This is a genomic window from Alphaproteobacteria bacterium 33-17 (assembly GCA_001897445.1).
In the GTDB taxonomy this organism is placed as follows: domain Bacteria; phylum Pseudomonadota; class Alphaproteobacteria; order Rickettsiales; family 33-17; genus 33-17.
The window spans coordinates 45,075-64,419 of sequence record MKSX01000016.1; the positions used below are offsets into that span (position 1 = coordinate 45,075).

At 33.2% G+C, this 19,345-nt stretch carries 14 protein-coding genes and 1 pseudogene; 12 read left to right on the forward strand and 3 right to left on the reverse strand.

Annotated features, from left to right (window positions below):
• The first annotated feature begins 322 nt into the window (after positions 1–322).
• Genes BGO27_01130 through BGO27_01145 form a run of 4 tightly spaced genes read left to right on the forward strand, consistent with a single transcriptional unit; the run spans position 323 to position 4,448 of the window.
• Complete coding sequence (locus BGO27_01130; protein ID OJV14074.1) at positions 323–1,009, forward strand: hypothetical protein; 687 nt, start codon at positions 323–325, stop codon at positions 1,007–1,009.
• Positions 993–3,560 (forward strand): hypothetical protein, encoded by a 2,568-nt coding sequence (locus tag BGO27_01135; GenBank protein OJV14075.1) that lies wholly within the window; start codon positions 993–995, stop codon positions 3,558–3,560. The genes BGO27_01130 and BGO27_01135 overlap by 17 nt, the downstream gene beginning before the upstream one ends.
• Positions 3,557–3,901, forward strand: coding sequence for a hypothetical protein (locus BGO27_01140; protein ID OJV14076.1), 345 nt, complete (start codon positions 3,557–3,559; stop codon positions 3,899–3,901). Before BGO27_01135 ends, BGO27_01140 begins: the two co-directional genes overlap by 4 nt.
• Entirely contained in the window at positions 3,891–4,448 is a 558-nt protein-coding gene (locus BGO27_01145) for a hypothetical protein (GenBank protein ID OJV14077.1), read from the forward strand. Before BGO27_01140 ends, BGO27_01145 begins: the two co-directional genes overlap by 11 nt.
• On the opposite strand, the gene BGO27_01150 is transcribed toward BGO27_01145, so the two are convergent.
• From BGO27_01150 to BGO27_01160, 3 genes are all read right to left on the reverse strand, one after another.
• Complete coding sequence (locus BGO27_01150) at positions 4,440–4,943, reverse strand: hypothetical protein (protein ID OJV14078.1); 504 nt, start codon at positions 4,941–4,943, stop codon at positions 4,440–4,442. The genes BGO27_01145 and BGO27_01150 overlap by 9 nt on opposite strands.
• Positions 4,944–5,100: 157 nt before the next feature.
• Positions 5,101–6,480, reverse strand: coding sequence for a UDP-N-acetylmuramoylalanine--D-glutamate ligase (locus tag BGO27_01155; GenBank protein OJV14079.1), 1,380 nt, complete (start codon positions 6,478–6,480; stop codon positions 5,101–5,103).
• Positions 6,481–6,498: 18 nt separating this feature from the next.
• The gene (locus BGO27_01160) at positions 6,499–6,939 is read right to left on the reverse strand and encodes a single-stranded DNA-binding protein (protein ID OJV14080.1); all 441 of its coding nucleotides are present in this window, start codon (positions 6,937–6,939) and stop codon (positions 6,499–6,501) included.
• 136 nt (positions 6,940–7,075) lie between these two features.
• On the opposite strand from BGO27_01160, the gene BGO27_01165 reads away from it, so the two are divergent.
• From BGO27_01165 to BGO27_01200, 8 genes and pseudogenes are all read left to right on the forward strand, one after another.
• Complete coding sequence (locus BGO27_01165) at positions 7,076–9,931, forward strand: excinuclease ABC subunit A (protein ID OJV14081.1); 2,856 nt, start codon at positions 7,076–7,078, stop codon at positions 9,929–9,931.
• A 16-nt stretch (positions 9,932–9,947) separates the two neighbouring features.
• A complete protein-coding gene (locus BGO27_01170) occupies positions 9,948–10,661 on the forward strand; it encodes a ribonuclease PH (GenBank protein ID OJV14082.1) in 714 nt (237 codons plus the stop codon).
• 182 nt (positions 10,662–10,843) lie between these two features.
• A pseudogene (locus BGO27_01175) lies at positions 10,844–11,803 on the forward strand (cell division protein FtsZ).
• Positions 11,804–12,436: 633 nt separating this feature from the next.
• Entirely contained in the window at positions 12,437–13,459 is a 1,023-nt protein-coding gene (locus tag BGO27_01180; protein ID OJV14083.1) for a hypothetical protein, read from the forward strand.
• A gap of 3 nt (positions 13,460–13,462) precedes the next feature.
• The gene (locus BGO27_01185; protein OJV14084.1) at positions 13,463–15,595 is read left to right on the forward strand and encodes a hypothetical protein; all 2,133 of its coding nucleotides are present in this window, start codon (positions 13,463–13,465) and stop codon (positions 15,593–15,595) included.
• A gap of 202 nt (positions 15,596–15,797) precedes the next feature.
• On the forward strand, positions 15,798–17,051 hold the full coding sequence (locus BGO27_01190) for a hypothetical protein (protein OJV14085.1): 1,254 nt from the start codon (positions 15,798–15,800) through the stop codon (positions 17,049–17,051).
• Positions 17,052–17,338: 287 nt separating this feature from the next.
• A complete protein-coding gene (locus BGO27_01195) occupies positions 17,339–18,592 on the forward strand; it encodes a hypothetical protein (GenBank protein ID OJV14086.1) in 1,254 nt (417 codons plus the stop codon).
• A 217-nt stretch (positions 18,593–18,809) separates the two neighbouring features.
• Positions 18,810–19,259 carry a hypothetical protein gene (locus BGO27_01200; GenBank protein ID OJV14087.1) on the forward strand — a complete coding sequence of 150 codons (450 nt, stop codon included), beginning with the start codon at positions 18,810–18,812 and terminating at the stop codon, positions 19,257–19,259.
• Positions 19,260–19,345 lie beyond the last annotated feature (86 nt).

Here is a 19,345-nt window from a genome sequence, read left to right on the forward strand (position 1 = left end):
TCGTATTTTATTGATTTACATGACTTTTTAGATAAATATCGCATTTTATTATAAATTAAAGCTTTAATCGTTAATTTAATTTAACTATTTTTATTCTTAAAAAATGTCAAAAATCTTTATTTGTTAATTAATTTATTTTAAAATATATATTGAACCTACAATAAAGAGGCATCAAATTAATTACGGACTTTTAAATGTTGGAGTTTTAGAAGATCGCTTTCATATTTTAGAGCTTATTCGCGGCTACTTTGGAGCGGCCCATATAAAGTTTACAGAAAGTCAGGAAATCGAGAACAATAGAGATTTGTTCTCTGCTTTTAATATGGTGGTAGTATCAGAGCCTAAAATTAAACTATATGGTCAGTTAATAAATGATAATGCTGATAAATATTTTAAAATTATTGTTTTAAAATGTATTGAAGATAGTATGGCTATTCAGAAAGAACTTAATAATCTTCCAAACGTAGTCGAAATTGAGACCACAAATCCAGCCACTTTTACTAAAACACTAAATGATATAATTTTTGAAATTTCTATAGATAATTTATTGGAAAGATTTGGGTCAATTTCATTGTCATTTTCAAAGCCATCTGAGATAGATTATATTGCTCAGGTTTTATGTAGAATTTTCCCAGATGCAGATAGAGCAAGACTGGGCATGCACGAAATTATGATGAATGCAATAGAGCATGGTAATTTAGGAATTGAGTCGAAAAGGAAAAATGAGCTTTTATCAAAAGGTATATATACAGATGAGATTAGTAAACTTATAAACACAACACAAAAAACTGCAAATATTGACATAAGAAAAGAAGCTGGAAAGGTAAGCATTACAATAACAGATGAAGGGAGAGGCTTTGACTGGAAAACATTTCTTTCTAAAACCCCCAGGCTTGATGGAATTTCAGGCAGAGGTCTTGCCATCGCAAAAAATATTGCTTTTGATGAACTCAGTTTTAATGAACAAGGTAATCAGGTAAAAGGTGTAATGTATGACACAAGAAAATAACATTGAAACATTACCCTTTGAAAATCATACATACTGGATGTGGGATGTAAATACCAATACTTTCCAGATTGCAGACGGTGTATTAAAATTACTAGGATATACACGCGATGCTATAAGTAACTTTGATTCTTGGAGTAAGCTCATACATATTGGTGATTATAATATGGTGATGAGTATTTTAAAGGAATTTATTAGACAAAATGAAAACAATACCATTGAATTTGATGCAAGGTTTATGCATAAAAACGGTTCTACCGTATATTTTCATTGTAAATGTGTAGCTGAAATAGAGCTTGGTAGGATTGTCAAAGTTTGTGGCGTCCAAAATGATGTAACAGAATATAGAAAAACTATAGATCGCATATTGTTTATTCAGAAAATAGCAGGCGTCATCACTTGGGAATATGACGTATTTACAAATCTGGTTATGCTATCAAATGATTTTCTTGAACTTATTGGTCCAAGTAGTCGTATAAACATGGTTACTCTTGATGAATTTGTTGAAATGATTTATCCAGATGACCGAACAAAATTTTTGAGTACAATTAATATTATACTTGGTAATAAACCATGCTTGCCAGAAGTAATAAGGTTTATAACTATGGATACAAGTAAAAGGTATTTTCAGGTTCATACAAAAATTTCTTATGATAATTTAGAGAGACTTAAAAGTATTATTTTTGTATCGCAAGATATTACCTTTTCTAAGCTGACAGAAGAGCAGCTAATGCAAACAAACCAAATGTATGATTTTTTAATAAATTCAACAGAAGATGGCATTTGGGACTGGAACATTGATACGGATGAAATATGGTTTTCGCCTAAATGGAAAGAAATGCTTGGTTATGCATACGAAGAGCTGCCTAATCATGTATCTACATGGAAAAAACTTATACATCCTGATGATATAGACAGAAGCTTTAGAATATTAGAACAGTACAAACAAGGTTTTATTGAAGAGTTTAATATAAAACAGAGATATTATCATAAAGATGGATCTATTATGCATGTGTTATCGCGTGCAAAAATAATGCTTAACAATAAAAGACAAAAACGCTTGGTAGGTTTTCATACTAATATTACAGAGCTTCAGAATGCTTTAGATTTAGCTCAGCAGGCTAGTAAAAGTAAATCATTATTCCTGGCTAATATGAGCCATGAAATAAGGACGCCATTGAACGGGATAACTGGCTTAAGTCATTTAATGCTCGATACAAAGCTTGATCATAAACAAAAAGGACTAATGAGCAATATTATTGCTTCATCACAAATTTTATTAGATATAATTAATGATATTCTTGATTTTTCAAAGATTGAAGCTGGTAAGATTGATTTAGACAGATCTGAGTTTAATTTATTAAACGTTATAAAAGATACTGTAAAAATCTTCTCTTATCAAATATCACAAAAGAAAATCGAGCTATTTATAGACTACAATCTGCCTGATAATTTTCAAATTGTAAGCGATAGCTTCAAAATTAAACAGATAGTTCAAAACTTCACCAGTAATGCTGTAAAATTCACCTCTAAAGGTCATGTAATTATTTCTGTTATACTTGAAAAAATCGATGAGATGAATTCAAGAGTTTTAATTAGCGTAGAAGATGAAGGAATAGGTATAGAAGAGTCTAAAATAGGGCAAATATTTAAGGAATTTACTCAGGCAGATAGCAGTACAACAAGAAAATATGGTGGTACCGGATTAGGTCTTGCAATCACAAAGCAACTTGTAGAAATTATTGGTGGTAAACTTGTTGTAACAAGTGAGATAAGTAAGGGTTCTAAATTCTGTTTTTCTCTACCTATTGATAAAAAACCCGTGTTATTACCAAAAATTAAAAATGATTTTACCATTGGGTTTGTAAATGGTTCGCAAAAAATTCAAAATATTCTAGGTAGACTGGAAGAAGAGTATAATGTTGTTATTAATCCTGCTATTGAAAATATAAAGTCATTAAACGCAATAGTTATAGATGACAATCATTCTGAGTTTAGTAACTATTTAAATATAGCTCAAAAGGAAAATATTAAATGCGTACTTGTATGCCATGTTAATAACATGATAGAGCAAGATGAAAATGATAAATTAACTATAATAAGCAAGCCTTATAGTATATATAATATAGTAAAAATCTTTGCAAAAAAATCTGAGGCAGAAGTAGTAAAAATTAACAAAAAAATCTTTGATAATAAGAGTATTCTAATAGTTGAAGATAATCCTATTAATCAGCAAGTTTTATCTAAAATGTTAGAAAAATTCCAAATTAAATGCGAAATTGCAGCAAATGGTTTAGATGCAGTAAATGTATATTCTGAAAAAAAGTATGACCTTATTTTTATGGATTGTCAAATGCCAGTTATGGATGGGTTCGAATCCACCAGACGAATTAAGCAAATCAATAAAGACCAAATTATTGTAGCAATTACAGCGAGTGCAACAAAAGAAGAAAAAGATAAATGTTTTGAAGCTGGTATGAATGACTTTATTGCAAAGCCATTTGTACCCGGAGACCTTGAGAATGTATTAAATAAGTATTGGAGTGCATCATGAGTGAAATTAACATAGATACTTTTAATGAACTTAAAGAAATTATGGAGGATAATTTTAATTTTTTAATTGAAAATTATATTAAAACAACTTCCAGACTTTTAGATGAACATAAAAATGATCTAAATGCCAAAGATTATAATGCTATAAAAATAAAGGTGCATTCTATTAAGTCATCCAGTCAGCAAATCGGAGCGATGGAGCTGGGCGAAATGTCTAAGAAAATTGAACTTGATATTATAAATAATCAGGTTACAAATATTGAAAGTCAAATGAATGATTTGGTTTCTAAGTACAAGCTTGTTGAAGCAGAGCTAAAAGGATTAATAGGCAGTGGATCATAAAGAATATAAAAATATACTTTTAAACATAAAGCACAATTTTTTACCAGGATATATTTTCCTGCTAGCCTCTAATAAAAAAGAACAAAAAGCTAAGTTTTTCTTTGAATTTCTCGCTGAAATGCAGTCAATTTTTAGTAAAACCCTTGATCCTACTTTACAGCAAATAAGGATAACATGGTGGAAAGAGGCTATAGAAAACAACCTGCATGATAATCCTCTTATAAAGAATATTACAAACTTTAATGCAATTGCTTTGCTGGATATTTTTGAGGCAAAAATTGAAAATAAACCAGTTAGCTATAATAGTGCTAAAGATTTATTACTTGAGTTTTGTAAAGTCCTTAACATAACAGAATCAAATATTAGTACTAATAGTATTGACATCATGGCTGACTTTTTCAATAGCACGCATTTTTCTAAAAATATTGTAGATGACATTCTGAATAAAAGTTTACGTAAATTTTGTAGAATTGCTGCAGATATTGTTCATAATCCAAAGGCAAACAGGTTTAGACCATGGTTTATGGTGAAGTTAATACTAAAATAATCTCGGCTCTCTTGTTTGAAATTTAAGCATTTCTAATTTTGTATGAATAGAATGCAAAAGTTCTTCGTAAATAATTTTATTATATTCAGGATTCGATAAAGATAAATAATTGCAATTTATCAGTCTTTCATAGACTTCTGTGTAAATATTCTCATGCAGATTATTACGGTAACTCTGGCAAGGAAATAACTGATTATCATTATGCAAATACATACAAGTATTGAAATAAAGGTCAACTAAAGCGCTGTTATAACACAATATATAATTTTCTGCATATGAAAATACCTTAGAGTATTCTATTTTGTTATCTTCGCAGAATATATCGTTGAATGATTCAACTGCACAAATAATGTTAAAACGTGTTGTGCTGCCAAATAATATTAATAAAGCAGTACTTAATGTATGATTGTGTGCTATGGATACTTCTAAGGGTGTAATACCTAGGTAATCCGAATAATTTATATTAGCTCCATAAAGGTGTAGTAAAGCAATCATATCGTGCAATCCATGAGTTGCTGCGTATTATAATGGTGTTCGTCCCTGTAAATCAATAACATCTAGAGTTGAAATATTGGATATTATTTTTATAACCTGGCTATAACTATTATTTAGAACAGCCTCATGTAATGGGGTGGGCATATGAATTTAAAAATTATAAAGATTGAGCATTATAATATTCAAATATTCTTCTAAATTCTTCGCCTCTATGTTCAAAACTTTTAAACTGATCAAATGATGCACAAGCAGGACTCAAAACAATATTTGCATGTTTGAGATCGCTTTTAGCATCTAATGCTGCATCGGTAAAGGCATTTTCTAATGTTCCGCATTTTGAATATGAAACGCCTTCAGATTTTAGGAAATTTGCAAATTCATCCTGAGAAGATCCTATTAAATAAGCCTTATGTACATTTGATAGGTATGGTCTTAGAGCTTCCAGCCCCCCTTCTTTTGGCTGACCACCTAAGATCCAATAAATATTAGAGAATGATGATAAGGCCGCTATTGATGCTTCAGCATTTGTAGATTTGCTATCATTATAAAAAGACATGTTAAGCATTTGCCCAAGATACTCAAGTCTATGTGGTAATGGGCTAAAGCTGTTTATTGCCTGTAAAATATTTTCAGGGCTTAGGTTGTAAAGCATACCTATAGCAAATGCTACTGCTATGTTTTCACGATTGTGCTTGCCAGGCAGGTTTTTAGGCTGACTGAATTGAATATCACCCTTATGGTTATGTACATTAAACTGAATGTGATCTTCTCCAACATATACACCAAATTCCATATTTTTATTAAGACTGGAAACGGGGACTTTATATGATTTTAAAGGCAGATTTTGGTATAAATTTAATGTAATGGGATTATCAATTGCAAAAATGGCATTGTCCATCATTGTTTGATGATCAAATATTTTGGTTTTAGCATTAATATAGTGATCCATATTGCCATGCCTGTCTAAATGATCTTTTGTAACATTTAATATTGCTGCAGTATTAAACTTAACGTCATGAAGCAAATCAAGCTGAAAGGAAGACATTTCTAATACAAAATTTCCAGATCTCTGAAAAGGGTTAAGATCCATGACTGGAATTCCGATGTTTCCACCAATTTGGGTATCTAATTTGGAATGGGATAATATATAATGCGTAAGTGATGTTGTAGTAGATTTACCGTTGGTACCTGTAATTCCTATAAATTTATTTTTTTTCTGACTATGGAATAACATTTCTATGTCAGAATAAATAGTAGTTCCAGCAGATTTAGCAAAATTTACAATATAATGTGGTTCTGGAAATGTTAAAGGCACTCCTGGAGAAAGTACTAAATAATCAGTATTTTTCCAATTTGTTGTTTCAGGAGATTCTAATGTATTTCTAATATGATCTGGTAAGTTAATTGAAGATGCTTTTTCATCCCAGCTTTTGACATTGATATTAGACTTTAATAAAGCATTTACTGCTGATATTCCTGTTCTTCCCAGGCCATATACAAAAAATGATTTTCCTTTATAAAAGTCTAAGTTAATCAATTTATAAACCTGTGATAATTAAAAAGGTAAATCGTCATCTAAAACAAATTCATCTTTATCAGCTTCAGTTTGAGACCTGTCCATAGATTGACTACTATTAGAAGTATTTTGTCTGTCAAGCATCATTAACTGGCAGTTATAACCTTGTAAAACAATCTCGGTTGAATATTTCTCAACACCGTTTTGATCTGTCCATTTTCTTGTATGAAGTGCGCCTTCAATATATAACTTAGCACCTTTTCTAACATAATTTTCAACAACGTTAACTAAACCTTCATTGAAAATGCTGATTCTATGCCATTCTGTTTTATCTTTTCTTTCGCCAGTATTCTTATCTTTCCATGTTTCAGATGTAGCAAGAGTTACCGAAGCCAATTTTCTGCCATCGGATGTTGACCTTACTTCTGGGTCTTTTCCTACGTTACCAACTAAAATTACCTTGTTAATGCTACCAACCATGTCGTTTTTCCTATTAAAGTGTTGCTACATTTCAGATTACCAATATAATGAAGGATATTTTAAAATCAAACGTTTTATTTTGTGTTAATAAAAAAATTAAAAATAAAACGTTTTAACAATAATCAAAGTGGTTGTTATGACTGGATATATTTCTGTTAAGGGTGCTAGGCAGCATAATTTAAAAAATGTCAGCATCGATATCCCTAGGGATCAATTAGTAGTAATCACTGGGCTTTCTGGCTCTGGTAAGTCTTCTTTAGCGTTCGATACCGTATATGCGGAAGGTCAAAGAAGATACGTAGAAAGCTTGTCTGCTTATGCAAGGCAGTTTTTGGAACTTCAGGATAAACCTGATGTGGATCATATTAGCGGATTATCTCCCGCAATTTCAATTGATCAAAAAACAATATCGAAAAACCCGAGATCAACTGTTGGTACGATTACCGAGATATATGATTACTTAAGGTTACTGTATGCCAGAATTGGCGTGCCGTATTCGCCTGTTACAGGTAAACCTATTGAAAGCCAAACAGTATCGCAAATGGTTGATGCGATAAAGAAACTTCCAAAAGATACAAAGGTATATATTCTAGCTCCAATGGTACGTGGTCAAAAGGGTGAGTATAAAAAAGAATTCATGCAGCTTAAAAAGCAAGGTTATCAGCGTATTAAATTAGATGGTATCTTGCATGAGCTTGATGATCTACCAAGTATAGATAAAAATAAGAAGCATCATATAGATATAGTAATAGACAGACTTGTTATTAATGATAGCCTCGGCAATAGACTTGCAGATAGTGTTGAAACAGCTCTTAAACATGGTCATGGTCTGCTATATGTTGAAATAGTATCGCTTCCTGAAGATCATGGTACTGCGCATCAAAATGACCAAATACTGGTATTTTCTGAAAAATTCGCATGTCCTGTTTCGGGATTTCAACTAGACGAAATTGAGCCTAGAATATTTTCATTTAACAGCCCATATGGTGCTTGTGAAACATGTGATGGTATTGGTAAAGAGAAATTTTTTGATCCTGAGCTTATAATCCCTAACTCTAGGAAATCAATCAATGATGGTGCTATTGCTCCTTGGGCGGAAAATAAGTCTAAACTTATGAGTCAGGCTTTAGAAGCAGTTGCTCAGCATTATAATTTCACACTCAACGATGCATATGAGACAATACCTGAAAAAGCAAAGGAAGTATTGCTATATGGTTCTGGTAAAGAAGAAATTGGTTTCATGTTTAATGACGGCTATAGAAAGCAGCAAATTACAAAGCCATTTGAAGGAATTGTGCCGCATTTAGAAAAGAGACACCACGAAGCTGATAGCACATGGATGAAAGAAGATCTTGAAAAATATAGAGCGGAACGTCATTGCCGTGAATGTAATGGTTTTAGACTAAGAAAAGAAAGCCTTTTAGTTAGAGTTAATCTTCTTAATATTGGAGAGCTTTGTACAAAAAATATTGCAGAGCTTGTTGACTGGTTTCTTGATCTTCCAAAATACTTAACTGAAACTCAAAACAAAATTGCTGAGAAAATTTTAAAAGAGCTTAATGACCGTTTAGGATTCTTAAGAAACGTAGGGCTTGAGTATTTGACGTTATCACGAGAATCAGGAACTCTTTCTGGTGGTGAAAGTCAGCGTATCAGGCTTGCATCTCAAATTGGTTCTGGTCTTACAGGTGTATTATATGTACTTGATGAGCCATCAATTGGTCTTCATCAGTCAGATAATAAAAAGCTTATCCAAACACTTAAGAACCTTAAGGCGCTTCAGAATTCGGTAATTGTGGTTGAACACGATGAAGAAACTATGATGGAAGCAGACTATATTATTGACGTAGGACCAGGTGCAGGTATTTATGGTGGTCAGATTGTATCTAAGGGTACGTTAGAAGAAATTAAAAATGATCCTAACAGTATTACAGGTCAATACTTATCAGGTAAAAAGAAAATTGAGATTCCTGCAACAAGAAGAAAGGGTCATAAAGATAAGTTTTTAATATTAGAGGGTGCTAAAGCCAATAATCTTTGTAATGTCAGTATAAAAATTCCACTTGGAACATTTACTGCGATTACTGGGGTTTCAGGTGGGGGTAAATCAAGTTTGATTATCCACACGCTTTATAAAGCTGCGATTAAAATATTAGAGGGTACAAAAACCCATCCAGGTCCTTATGACAGGCTTACTGGTCTTGAGCATATTGATAAAATTATTGAGATTGATCAAACTCCAATCGGGCGTACACCAAGATCAAATCCTGCTACCTATACAGGTGCATTTACACATATTCGTGATTGGTATGTTGGGCTTCCTGAGTCTAAGGCAAGGGGCTACAAAGTAGGTAGATTCTCATTTAACGTAAAAGGTGGACGCTGTGAGACTTGTCAGGGTGATGGGCAGATTAAAATTGAGATGCACTTTTTACCAGATGTATACGTTAAATGTGATAGTTGTAATGGCGCAAGATATAATCGTGAAACTTTAGAGATTAAGTACAAAGATAAATCCATTGCAGATGTTTTGGGTATGAATGTTGATGAAGCGATTGAGTTTTTTGACAAGATCCCTTCTATTAAAGAAAAAATGGTAGCGCTTAAAGAAGTGGGGCTTGGTTATATTAAAATTGGTCAGTCTGCCACAACGTTATCAGGTGGTGAGGCGCAAAGGGTAAAACTTGCCAAAGAATTATCGCGTAAATCTACTGGTAAAACACTTTATATTTTAGATGAGCCAACTACTGGTCTTCACATAGATGATATTAAAAAGTTACTTCAGGTGCTTCACAGGCTTGTTGAGCTTGGTAACTCCGTAATTGTAATCGAACATAATCTTGATGTGATTAAAACTGCGGATCACGTAATTGATGTAGGTCCTGGCGGTGGTAATAAAGGTGGTTACATTGTTGCTGCATGTACACCAGAAGAGCTAATAAAAGTAAAAGATAGTATTACAGGTGAATGTTTAATACCGTATATGAAATAAATTTGATGAGAGAAAAATGAGATTAGAAAATAGAAAAAATAATGAAATGAGACCTGTATCAATCGAAACTAATGTATCAAGATATGCTGAAGGCTCGTGTATGATAAAGTTTGGTAATACGCACGTACTTTGTACAGCAACAATTGAGGAATCAGTTCCACCATTTATTAAAGGCACAGGAAGTGGGTGGATTACGGCTGAATATGGTATGCTACCAAGATCTACGCATTCTCGTATGAGAAGAGAAGCATCGCAAGGTAAGCAATCTGGCAGAACTCAGGAAATACAAAGGCTTATTGGTAGGTCTTTAAGAAATGCAGTTGATTTAAAAGCTTTGGGTGAGCGTCAGATATTAATTGATTGTGATGTTATTCAAGCTGATGGAGGCACTCGTACTGCGTCTATTACCGGTGGATTTGTGGCACTTCAAATTGCGTGTAATAAACTTGTTGAAAAGGGTTTGCTAAGAAAATCACCGATAATAAATAATATTGCTGCAGTATCATGCGGTATTTTAAAAGGTGAAGTAATTCTTGATCTCAATTACGAAGAAGATAGTAGTGCAGAAGTAGATGCAAACTTTGTTATGAACGGTAATTATGACCTTATTGAGACTCAGGCAACAGGTGAGGAAAAGTCTTATACAAGAGAGCAATTAAATAATATGCTGGAGTTTGCTGAGATGGGTATTAAGCAACTTATTGAAGCGCAAAAAGCTGCTACAAAATAATTTTTCTTTAAATTTTGGTTCTTAAATTTTTTAGGAACCAAAATTTTCTTTTTGGTATAAAATGTTTCTTAAGAAATTTTTTATAAAAAAATCTATAAAAATCAATGAAAAAACTTGCATAAAACGCTATATTCTCTAAAGTTGTATATATTTAATTTCTGACTGATGAAGGGTAGCAATCAATGACAATAAATCTTAACATTCCTGATAATGTTATTTTAAAACCAAGAATCACTGTATTTGGCGTAGGTGGTGCGGGCGGTAATGCTGTAAATAACATGATAAATTCTAATCTTGAGGGTGCGGAGTTCATTGTAGCAAACACAGATGCTCAGGCTTTAGAATTTTCAAAAGCTTCTACAAGAGTTCAGCTTGGTGAAAACATTACCAGAGGTCTTGGTGCTGGTGCTTCCCCTGATGTTGGTCGTGCTTCAGCTGAAGAAAGTTCTGCTGTTATTGATAAATTACTTGATGGCTCAAATATGGTGTTCATTACAGCTGGTATGGGCGGTGGTACAGGAACAGGTGCAGCACCTGTTGTTGCAAACCTTGCACGTAATAAGGGCATTCTTACTGTAGGTGTGGTTACAAAGCCTTTCCATTTTGAAGGCGCGCACAGAATGAGACTAGCTGAGCAGGGTCTTATTGAAATGCAAAAATATGTTGATACATTAATTGTTATTCCTAACCAAAATTTATTCCGTGTTGCTAATGAGCGCACTACATTTGCTGATGCATTTAAAATGGCAGATGATGTACTTCATGCCGGTGTTCGTGGTGTTACAGACTTAATCACAATGCCTGGTCTTATTAACCTTGATTTCGCTGATATCGTTACCATTATGAGTAAGATGGGTAAGGCGATGATGGGTACTGGTGAGGCATCGGGCGATAATAGATCAATTTTAGCCGCAGAAGCAGCAATTTCTAATCCGCTTTTAGATCAAACTTCTATGAAAGGTGCAAGAGGCGTCCTTATCAATATTACTGGTGGCCCTGATATGACATTATTTGAGGTTGATGAAGCTGCTAACAGAATTAGAGATGAAGTTGATTCAGACGCAAATATTATTTTCGGTTCTACATTTAATCCAAATCTAACTGGTCAAATTAGAATTACTGTTGTAGCAACTGGTATTGATCACCCTGAAGACAGACGTACAAGTCTTAATGTGGAAAGAAAAATAGATACTGCTCCAGTAAAAGAAACAGTAAAAGTTACTGTTGAGACTGTAACAGTTGAAGAAGTTCCTGTACAAAAAGCTCAACATGATAATTTTGCAGTGGAATTAGAAAAAGAAGTAGAAAGTTTAATTGCAGAAGATGAAAATGTTGAAATTAGGGAATTAGAAGAAGAATTAGTAGGCGCAAGTAATTTTAGACCTCAGGTTAAGCATGAAAGCTTTACGCAAACTACAAATCCTTCTTTAGACAATTTTATGGCGAATTACAAACGCGAAATTCAAACGGAGCAGCAATATAAGCAACAAGCTGAACCTGTGAAAAATAAGGGTTTGTTTGGTAGAGTAGCAAGTTCTTTATTTGGTAGCAATGAGCAATCAAAAAAAGATGCACATGTAGAAGTTAGTGTAGATGAAGGTAATCTTGATATACCTGCTTTTCTACGCCGTAAACAGAAGTAATAAAAAATATAGGGGTGAAATCCCTATATTTACTTAAATTAATTTTTGTTTGTAAGGACAATGCTCCAGTTTCCTATTATATCTCGTTATATTGCACGCAGGTTTATAGCAAGCCTATTACTGGTATTATTAGTGGTAGGAGCTGTAGTTATTGTTGTTGATGCTTTAGAAGTTACCCGCAGATCATTTGGAAAATCAGTAAACGTTTTTTATATTCTTGGTATGGTTATACTTAGAACGCCAATGACGTTGCAAGAAGTTATGCCATTTATAATGATAATAAGCGGGATGCTATGCTACGTAAAATTATCGCGTAGTAGTGAGCTGATAATTTTGAGGGCATCAGGACTTCCTGCATTAAAGTTTATGTTACCAAGCATGTTTGCAGCATTTGTTGTGGGTTTTTTGCATGTTACAATTTTAACCCCAATAACATCTAAAATGTTCTATAAAGCTGAGGTTATGGAAGATAAGCTAGTGCGGAATAAATCTGCTAAAGCTTCAGCATTATCACATGGTGTTTGGCTTAAAGAATATGTGCCAGATATTGGTAACGTAGTAATTCATGCTAAAAGTGTAATTAGGGATGCAAGTGAGCTTGAAAAAGTAAAGTTTCTGATATTTGACAATAATTTTGCCTTTAAAAAAAGAATTGATGCAGAAAATGCGAAAATTACAGATGAAGGCTGGATATTAAGTAATATTAATGCATCTACTATTAAAAGTCTTCATAATAAGTTTGATCAAATGATATTTAGAACTTCAATTAATATTGAAAGACTTCAGGATAGTTTTGCAAAACCAAATAATTTGTCTTTATGGCAATTGCCTCAATTTATAGGTAATATGAAGCTTGCAGGATTTTCAGCAATAAGACATGTACAGTATTACTATTCACTTTTGTTACTACCTTTCACCTTAGCTGCAATGACTTTAATATCAGGGTGTTTTGCACTTAGAATATCAAACAGAATTCAAAATAATTATGAGCTTATTATAGGTATAATCGTTAGCTTTATTGTATACTTTGTAACTCAAATGATCAATGCCATGGGTCTTTCAAACTCAATACCATTATTATTGTCAGCGGTAGCGCCAATTATACTTACAACTGCATTTGCAATTTTCATAATTTTACATAGAGAAGGTGGCTGATAAATGCTTAGCTTTATAAAAAAATTCTCTTTATTTAACGTTTTAATTTTAGTACTGGTTTATACAGTAACAGTGAGTGCTGAAGAGTATGTAGATGATAATACAGTTATTATTAATGCAGACACTTTAGAGTATGATAAAAATAATGAACTCGCTTTAGCAAGTGGTAATGTTGAATTAATAAGCGGTGCGCATATTTTAATGGCAGATAAGCTGGTTTACAGTAAAAGGCAGGATAAAGCAGAAGCGCATGGTAATATTTCAATAGTTGATGAAGATGGAAATGTTGCTTTTGCTGAATATGTAGAGCTTGAAAGAAATCTTACCAAAGGTCTAGTAAAAGCACTCAGTATAAAGCTTAAAAACAATGCTTTAATTGCTTCTGAAACAGCTGTAAAAGTAAACGAATACCAAACCAGGCTTTATAATTCAGTATATTCTGCCTGTAGAGTGGAAAGTGGATACCCACTTTGGCAAATAAGTTCAGATAAAACATTAATAGACGAGAAGCAAGAAAAAATTGTACATGAAAACGCAAGGCTTGAAATTTACGGAAAGCCTGTTTTATATACGCCATATTTTGCACATGCCACACCTAATGCAAGAAGAAAATCAGGATTTTTAGTTCCTAGTTATACCCAATCTCGTGATATGGGATTTGGCGTTAATATTCCGTACTATTACAACATAGCGCCAAACATGGATGCAACAATTATTACCAGAGTATTTACTGAGCAGAATCCTCTTTTATATACTAAATACAGAGCCATTACCGAGCATAGCAATTATGATATACAATTCTCAGGAACAAATCCTAAAAAAGATAGTGCCATATATAATAGAAAATTCAAAGGACATATATTCTTCAATTCTACACATAATTTAAATTATGACTGGATCATGAAAGCTAACTATAAAAGAGCTTACGATAAAACGTATTTAAAGCGTTATGACTTTACAGACGATTCTTTTTTAAGATCTGAGCTTGATTTTGAAAAAATTAATTATGACGAGCAATATCTTGTTAAAAATATGATGTTTCAGGATTTAAGAAACGAATTTAACGATATGCCGCAAATATATCCCTATGTAAACTACTCTAAAAATTTTGAGCAGACAAATTATGGCATTAGTCCATATGCAAAGTTAAATATCCTTAATTTAATGAGAACGCATTTATCTGAAATCCAAAGAGTATCTGGAACATTTGGGTTTCAAAAAACTCATTTAACTGACAGTGGACATTTTCTGGAATTTGATAATTATATTAGAGCAGATGGATACCATGTAAGAAGGGTAAATAATCCATTTTACCAAACACAAGGTAATCGATACTTACATGGCAATACAGGAAGATTTGTTCCTGTTAGTAAAGTATACTGGGAGCTACCATATTCTAATGGTGATATAGTTCTTACCCCAAAAGCAACAATAGCATACAGCCCTAAGGGGAATAATCCTAATAAAATTCCAAACGAAGACAGCACTAACTCAGAGCTTAGTTTTAATAACCTTTTCTCTGAAAACAGGTTTACTGGTTTAGACAGAGTAGAGGGGGGGCTTAGAGGATCATATGGCGTTCAAATTGATACAAAAATTAGTGATACAGAACTAAGTGGATTGTTTGGAAAAGCCGTTAAAAGATACGAAGATAAAAATATGCCTCTAGTTAGTGGTTTAAGAGAAAAACATTCTGACTATGTAGGATTTTTAAATCTGAAGCCAGTCAGTAATTTAGATTTATTTTATAGGTTTAGACTCGATAATCATAATTTAGCATGGCATAATAATGAAGCAGGTTTAAACTACAGCTACCTTGATAAATTTGGTTTGGCTGCCACATACTTTGCAAGTGACCAAAAAGATGAAATTAGGTTTAAGAAGCAAAAATATGCTGCTATCAATGGTTATATTGGTCTTTCTAAAGGGGTTAAGCTTTCTTTTAATACATCAAAAATTTTGACTAAAAGAAAAATAAATGCTGATCACGGTATTATAGAAAGTGGGGCAAGGCTGGACTATGATCATAATTGTTTGACCAGTTCGCTTGGCGTGACAAGATCATTTAAACGAGATCGTGACGTTATGCCTGATACAATGCTTATTTTTAAAATTACCCTAAAAACATTAAATTAAAATTTAAACCTTAATTTTTACGACACTAATAAGGCAATGTTGTGGCAAGTATGACACAGTATGCTATAAAGAAATAATCAAATCTAATATTTTACTAATCATTAATTGGTTTCAGAGGAAAGTTAATTAATATGAGCTCCATATCATGCTGTATGTCAGTATGAATATTTGTTAAACACTAATGAAATAGGGGATTTTAGAAATGACAAATTCTAAGAAAATTCTTCTTACTACAGCTTTAGTATCTGGTTTAGCTTCAGCAGCAATGGCTGACGCTCCAACAGTAACAGCTGGTGGTAAAGTAGACTTCCAAGCTTCTTTTGCTAAGCAATCAGTAGCTCACAAAACAGCTAATACAAAATTTGACCGTTCACAACATTTCTCAACAGAATCACGCGTAAGCTTAAAAGCTGCTGGTATGTCTGATTTCGGTATGCAATATGGTGCGACTGTAGAATTAGGTGATAAAGCTGAATTCGGTTCGCAAGATACAACAAGCACATCTGGTAAAGATGTTGAATTAAAAGACACAATGCTTTTCGTTCAATCAGATATGGGTCGTATTGAACTCGGTTCAATGGCTGGTCCTGCTAAAACAATGAAAGTTGGTGCTGAATCAATTGCACGTGCTACAGGCGGTATTTGTGGCGATTGGTCTGACTACGTAAACAAAGGTTTTGGTTTCATTCCAACAAGTACAGCTGCTACAAACATTTCTGGCGTATGGCTTACAGCTCCAAACTTACCTTTCGATATTTCTAAATATACAGGCCGTCACAATAAGATTGCTTACTATACACCAGAAGTACAAGGTTTACAAATCGGTGTTAGCTATGCATTAGACACAGCTGGCGTTGGTTCTTCAAACGCTATTGGTTCTAAATACTTAGACACAACAGCTACACCAGTTGCTTTCTCTTCAAGACATTTCAAAAATGCTGTAACAGCAGGTGTTAAATATAAAACACAATACGATATGTTCGCAATTGAAGTTGCTGCTACAGGTCAATATGGTAAAGCTGCTAAAGCTTCAAGCACAGCTACAATTGATCAGGTAATCAGAGACGTAAAAGCTTATAACGTTGGTGCTGCTGTAACATATGCAAACATCACACTTGCTGGTTCTTATGGTGATCAAGGCAGAAGCATGAACACAAAAGAAACAGATGCTTTCTCTAGAGCTTCTACAAAATACTACACCGCTGGTGCTTCTATTGTACAAGGTCCAGTAGGTTTAAGTGTTACATACTTTGATTCTAAAAGAATGAAAAACAAAGTAGAAACAATTTCTGTTGGTGCTGATTATGCATTAGCTGCTGGTATGATGCCATACGTTGAAGGTACATTCTTCAAATTAAAACCAGCTGCTGGCGTTACAACAACATCAGGTGGTGCTACTGCAGTTACAAAAAACAAAGGCAACGTAGTACTCGTTGGTACAAAATTCAACTTCTAATCTGAAGTTTAAGTTTGTATAACAAAAAAAGAGGGGGCTTTAAGCTCCCTCTTTTTTTGATTAAAATGAGGCAATAAGCTCTATTTCCCTATATTTTTAATCTTATTAATACCAGCTTAGGTACAAATGGTGTGTTTTTTATAGCACACACTTAACCAAAAGTTGTTATTAAAAAAGCCATAAATGACTGTTAAAATTAACTTTTATAAATGTATGGTATATAATTGGAATTAGATATAGTTTTAGCTATATTACTCGTTTAACCAGTTTAGGTAAGGAATAAGTATATGACAAATTCTAAGAAAATTCTTCTTACTACAGCTTTAGTATCTGGTTTAGCTTCAGCAGCAATGGCTGACGCTCCAACAGTAACAGCTGGCGGTAAAGTAGATTTCCAAGCTTCTTTTGTAAAGCAATCAATTGCTCACAAAACAGCAAATACAAAATTTGACCGTTCACAACACTTCGCAACAGCTTCACGTGCAAGCGTTAAAGCTGAAGGCATGACAGATTATGGCATGAAATACGGTGCTGTAGTTGAATTAGGTGATAAATCAGAATCTGGTCGCAACGCATCTTCAAGTACATCTGGTAAAGATGTTGAATTAAAAGACACAATGCTTTTCGTTGAATCTGCTATGGGCCGTTTTGAAGCTGGTTCTATGGCTGGTTCTGCTGATGCTATGAGCGTTGGTGCTGATAAAATCGCACGTGCAACAGGTGGTATTGACGGTGACTGGACTGACTATGTAAATAGTGGTTTTGGTTTCATTAACACAAGTGCAGCTACAAACGATCTTTCAGGTGTTTGGTTATTAGCTCCTGCATTACCATTTGACGATTCAACATTCCAAGGTCGTTACAACAAAATTACATATTACACACCAGAAGTACAAGGTTTACAATTAGGTGTGAGCTATTCAGTTGATACAAGTGAAGTTGGTTCTTCAAATGCTATCAGCTCTAAGCACGTTACAACAGCTGATCCAATTACATTTGCAAACAGAACATTTAAAAATGCTTTCTCTGGTGGTTTAAAATATAAAACACAAATGGATCAGTTCGCTTTAGAATTATCTGCAACAGGTCAATATGGTAAAGCTGAAAAAGTAACAACAACATCTCCTGCTTTATATGAAGAAATTAGAGATGTTAAAGCTTATGCAGTTGGTGCTTCTGTATCATATGCTAACATGACAGCTGCTGCTTCTTTCGGTGACTGGAAGAAAAGCATGAACACAAAAGAAACAGATGCTTTCTCTAAATCTTCTACAAAGTACTACACAGTTGGTGCTTCTATGGTACAAGGTCCAGTTGGCTTAAGTGTTACATACTTTGATTCTAAGAGAATGAAAAACAAAGTAGAAACAATCTCTGTTGGTGCTGATTATGCATTAGCTGCTGGTATGATGCCTTATGTTGAAGGTACATTCTTCAAATTAAAACCAGCTACTGGCGTTATGACAACAAACGGTGGTTCTACACAAGCTACTAAAAACAAAGGTAACGTTGTATTCGTTGGTACAAAATTCAACTTCTAATCCGAAGTTAAACTTTGTTTAAAAAAGGGGGCTTTAAGCTCCCTTTTTTGCATTTTATATAATAAAAAGAAAGTATATATAAACGTAAAATAGTCGACCAGAATATTCCTATAAGTTGACTAGTGCCAAATACACTAATGTTAACTAAGTTTGATTAAACTTGACATTTGTTAAGAAAGTTTTTATAATGCTAAAAATTTTTAATAAACGGCTAGTTATGTTTACGGGATCAGGAAAAAATATAGTTTTAAACGCAGATTATCATACATCAACACACAGCGCAAATCAGGTGATATATTACTGTTACCTTAATTTAGAAAAGCAACAAGGTAATCCTAACGTGGAAGTAGTTACAAAATTTTCTCAAGTTACTGATGTTAATAGAAAAACCCTTACAGAAATAGCGGTTACAGAAGAGTTTGCTAAAAACCATAATTTTTGGGAACAGTATGATGGAGAATTTGTATCATTTATGACTCAGCTCAAGAGTAATCCAAATGGATTTTCTTATTATGATCATGAAGAAAATAATTATTGTTATGTAAAGTATGATGATGGTTTTGATTATAAAAACTTATATATTATTGATAATGAAAATTATTTAGTAAAGCAGAATATGCTCTCAAATAACGAAGAAATTCATATGTTTATGGAATTTAATTATTAAAAAAATAGGGGTTTTTGCCCCTTTTTTTATTCTTATAAAATAATTCGTTTAAAAAAAATACACATTAAGTCCTTTAATTATCAAGC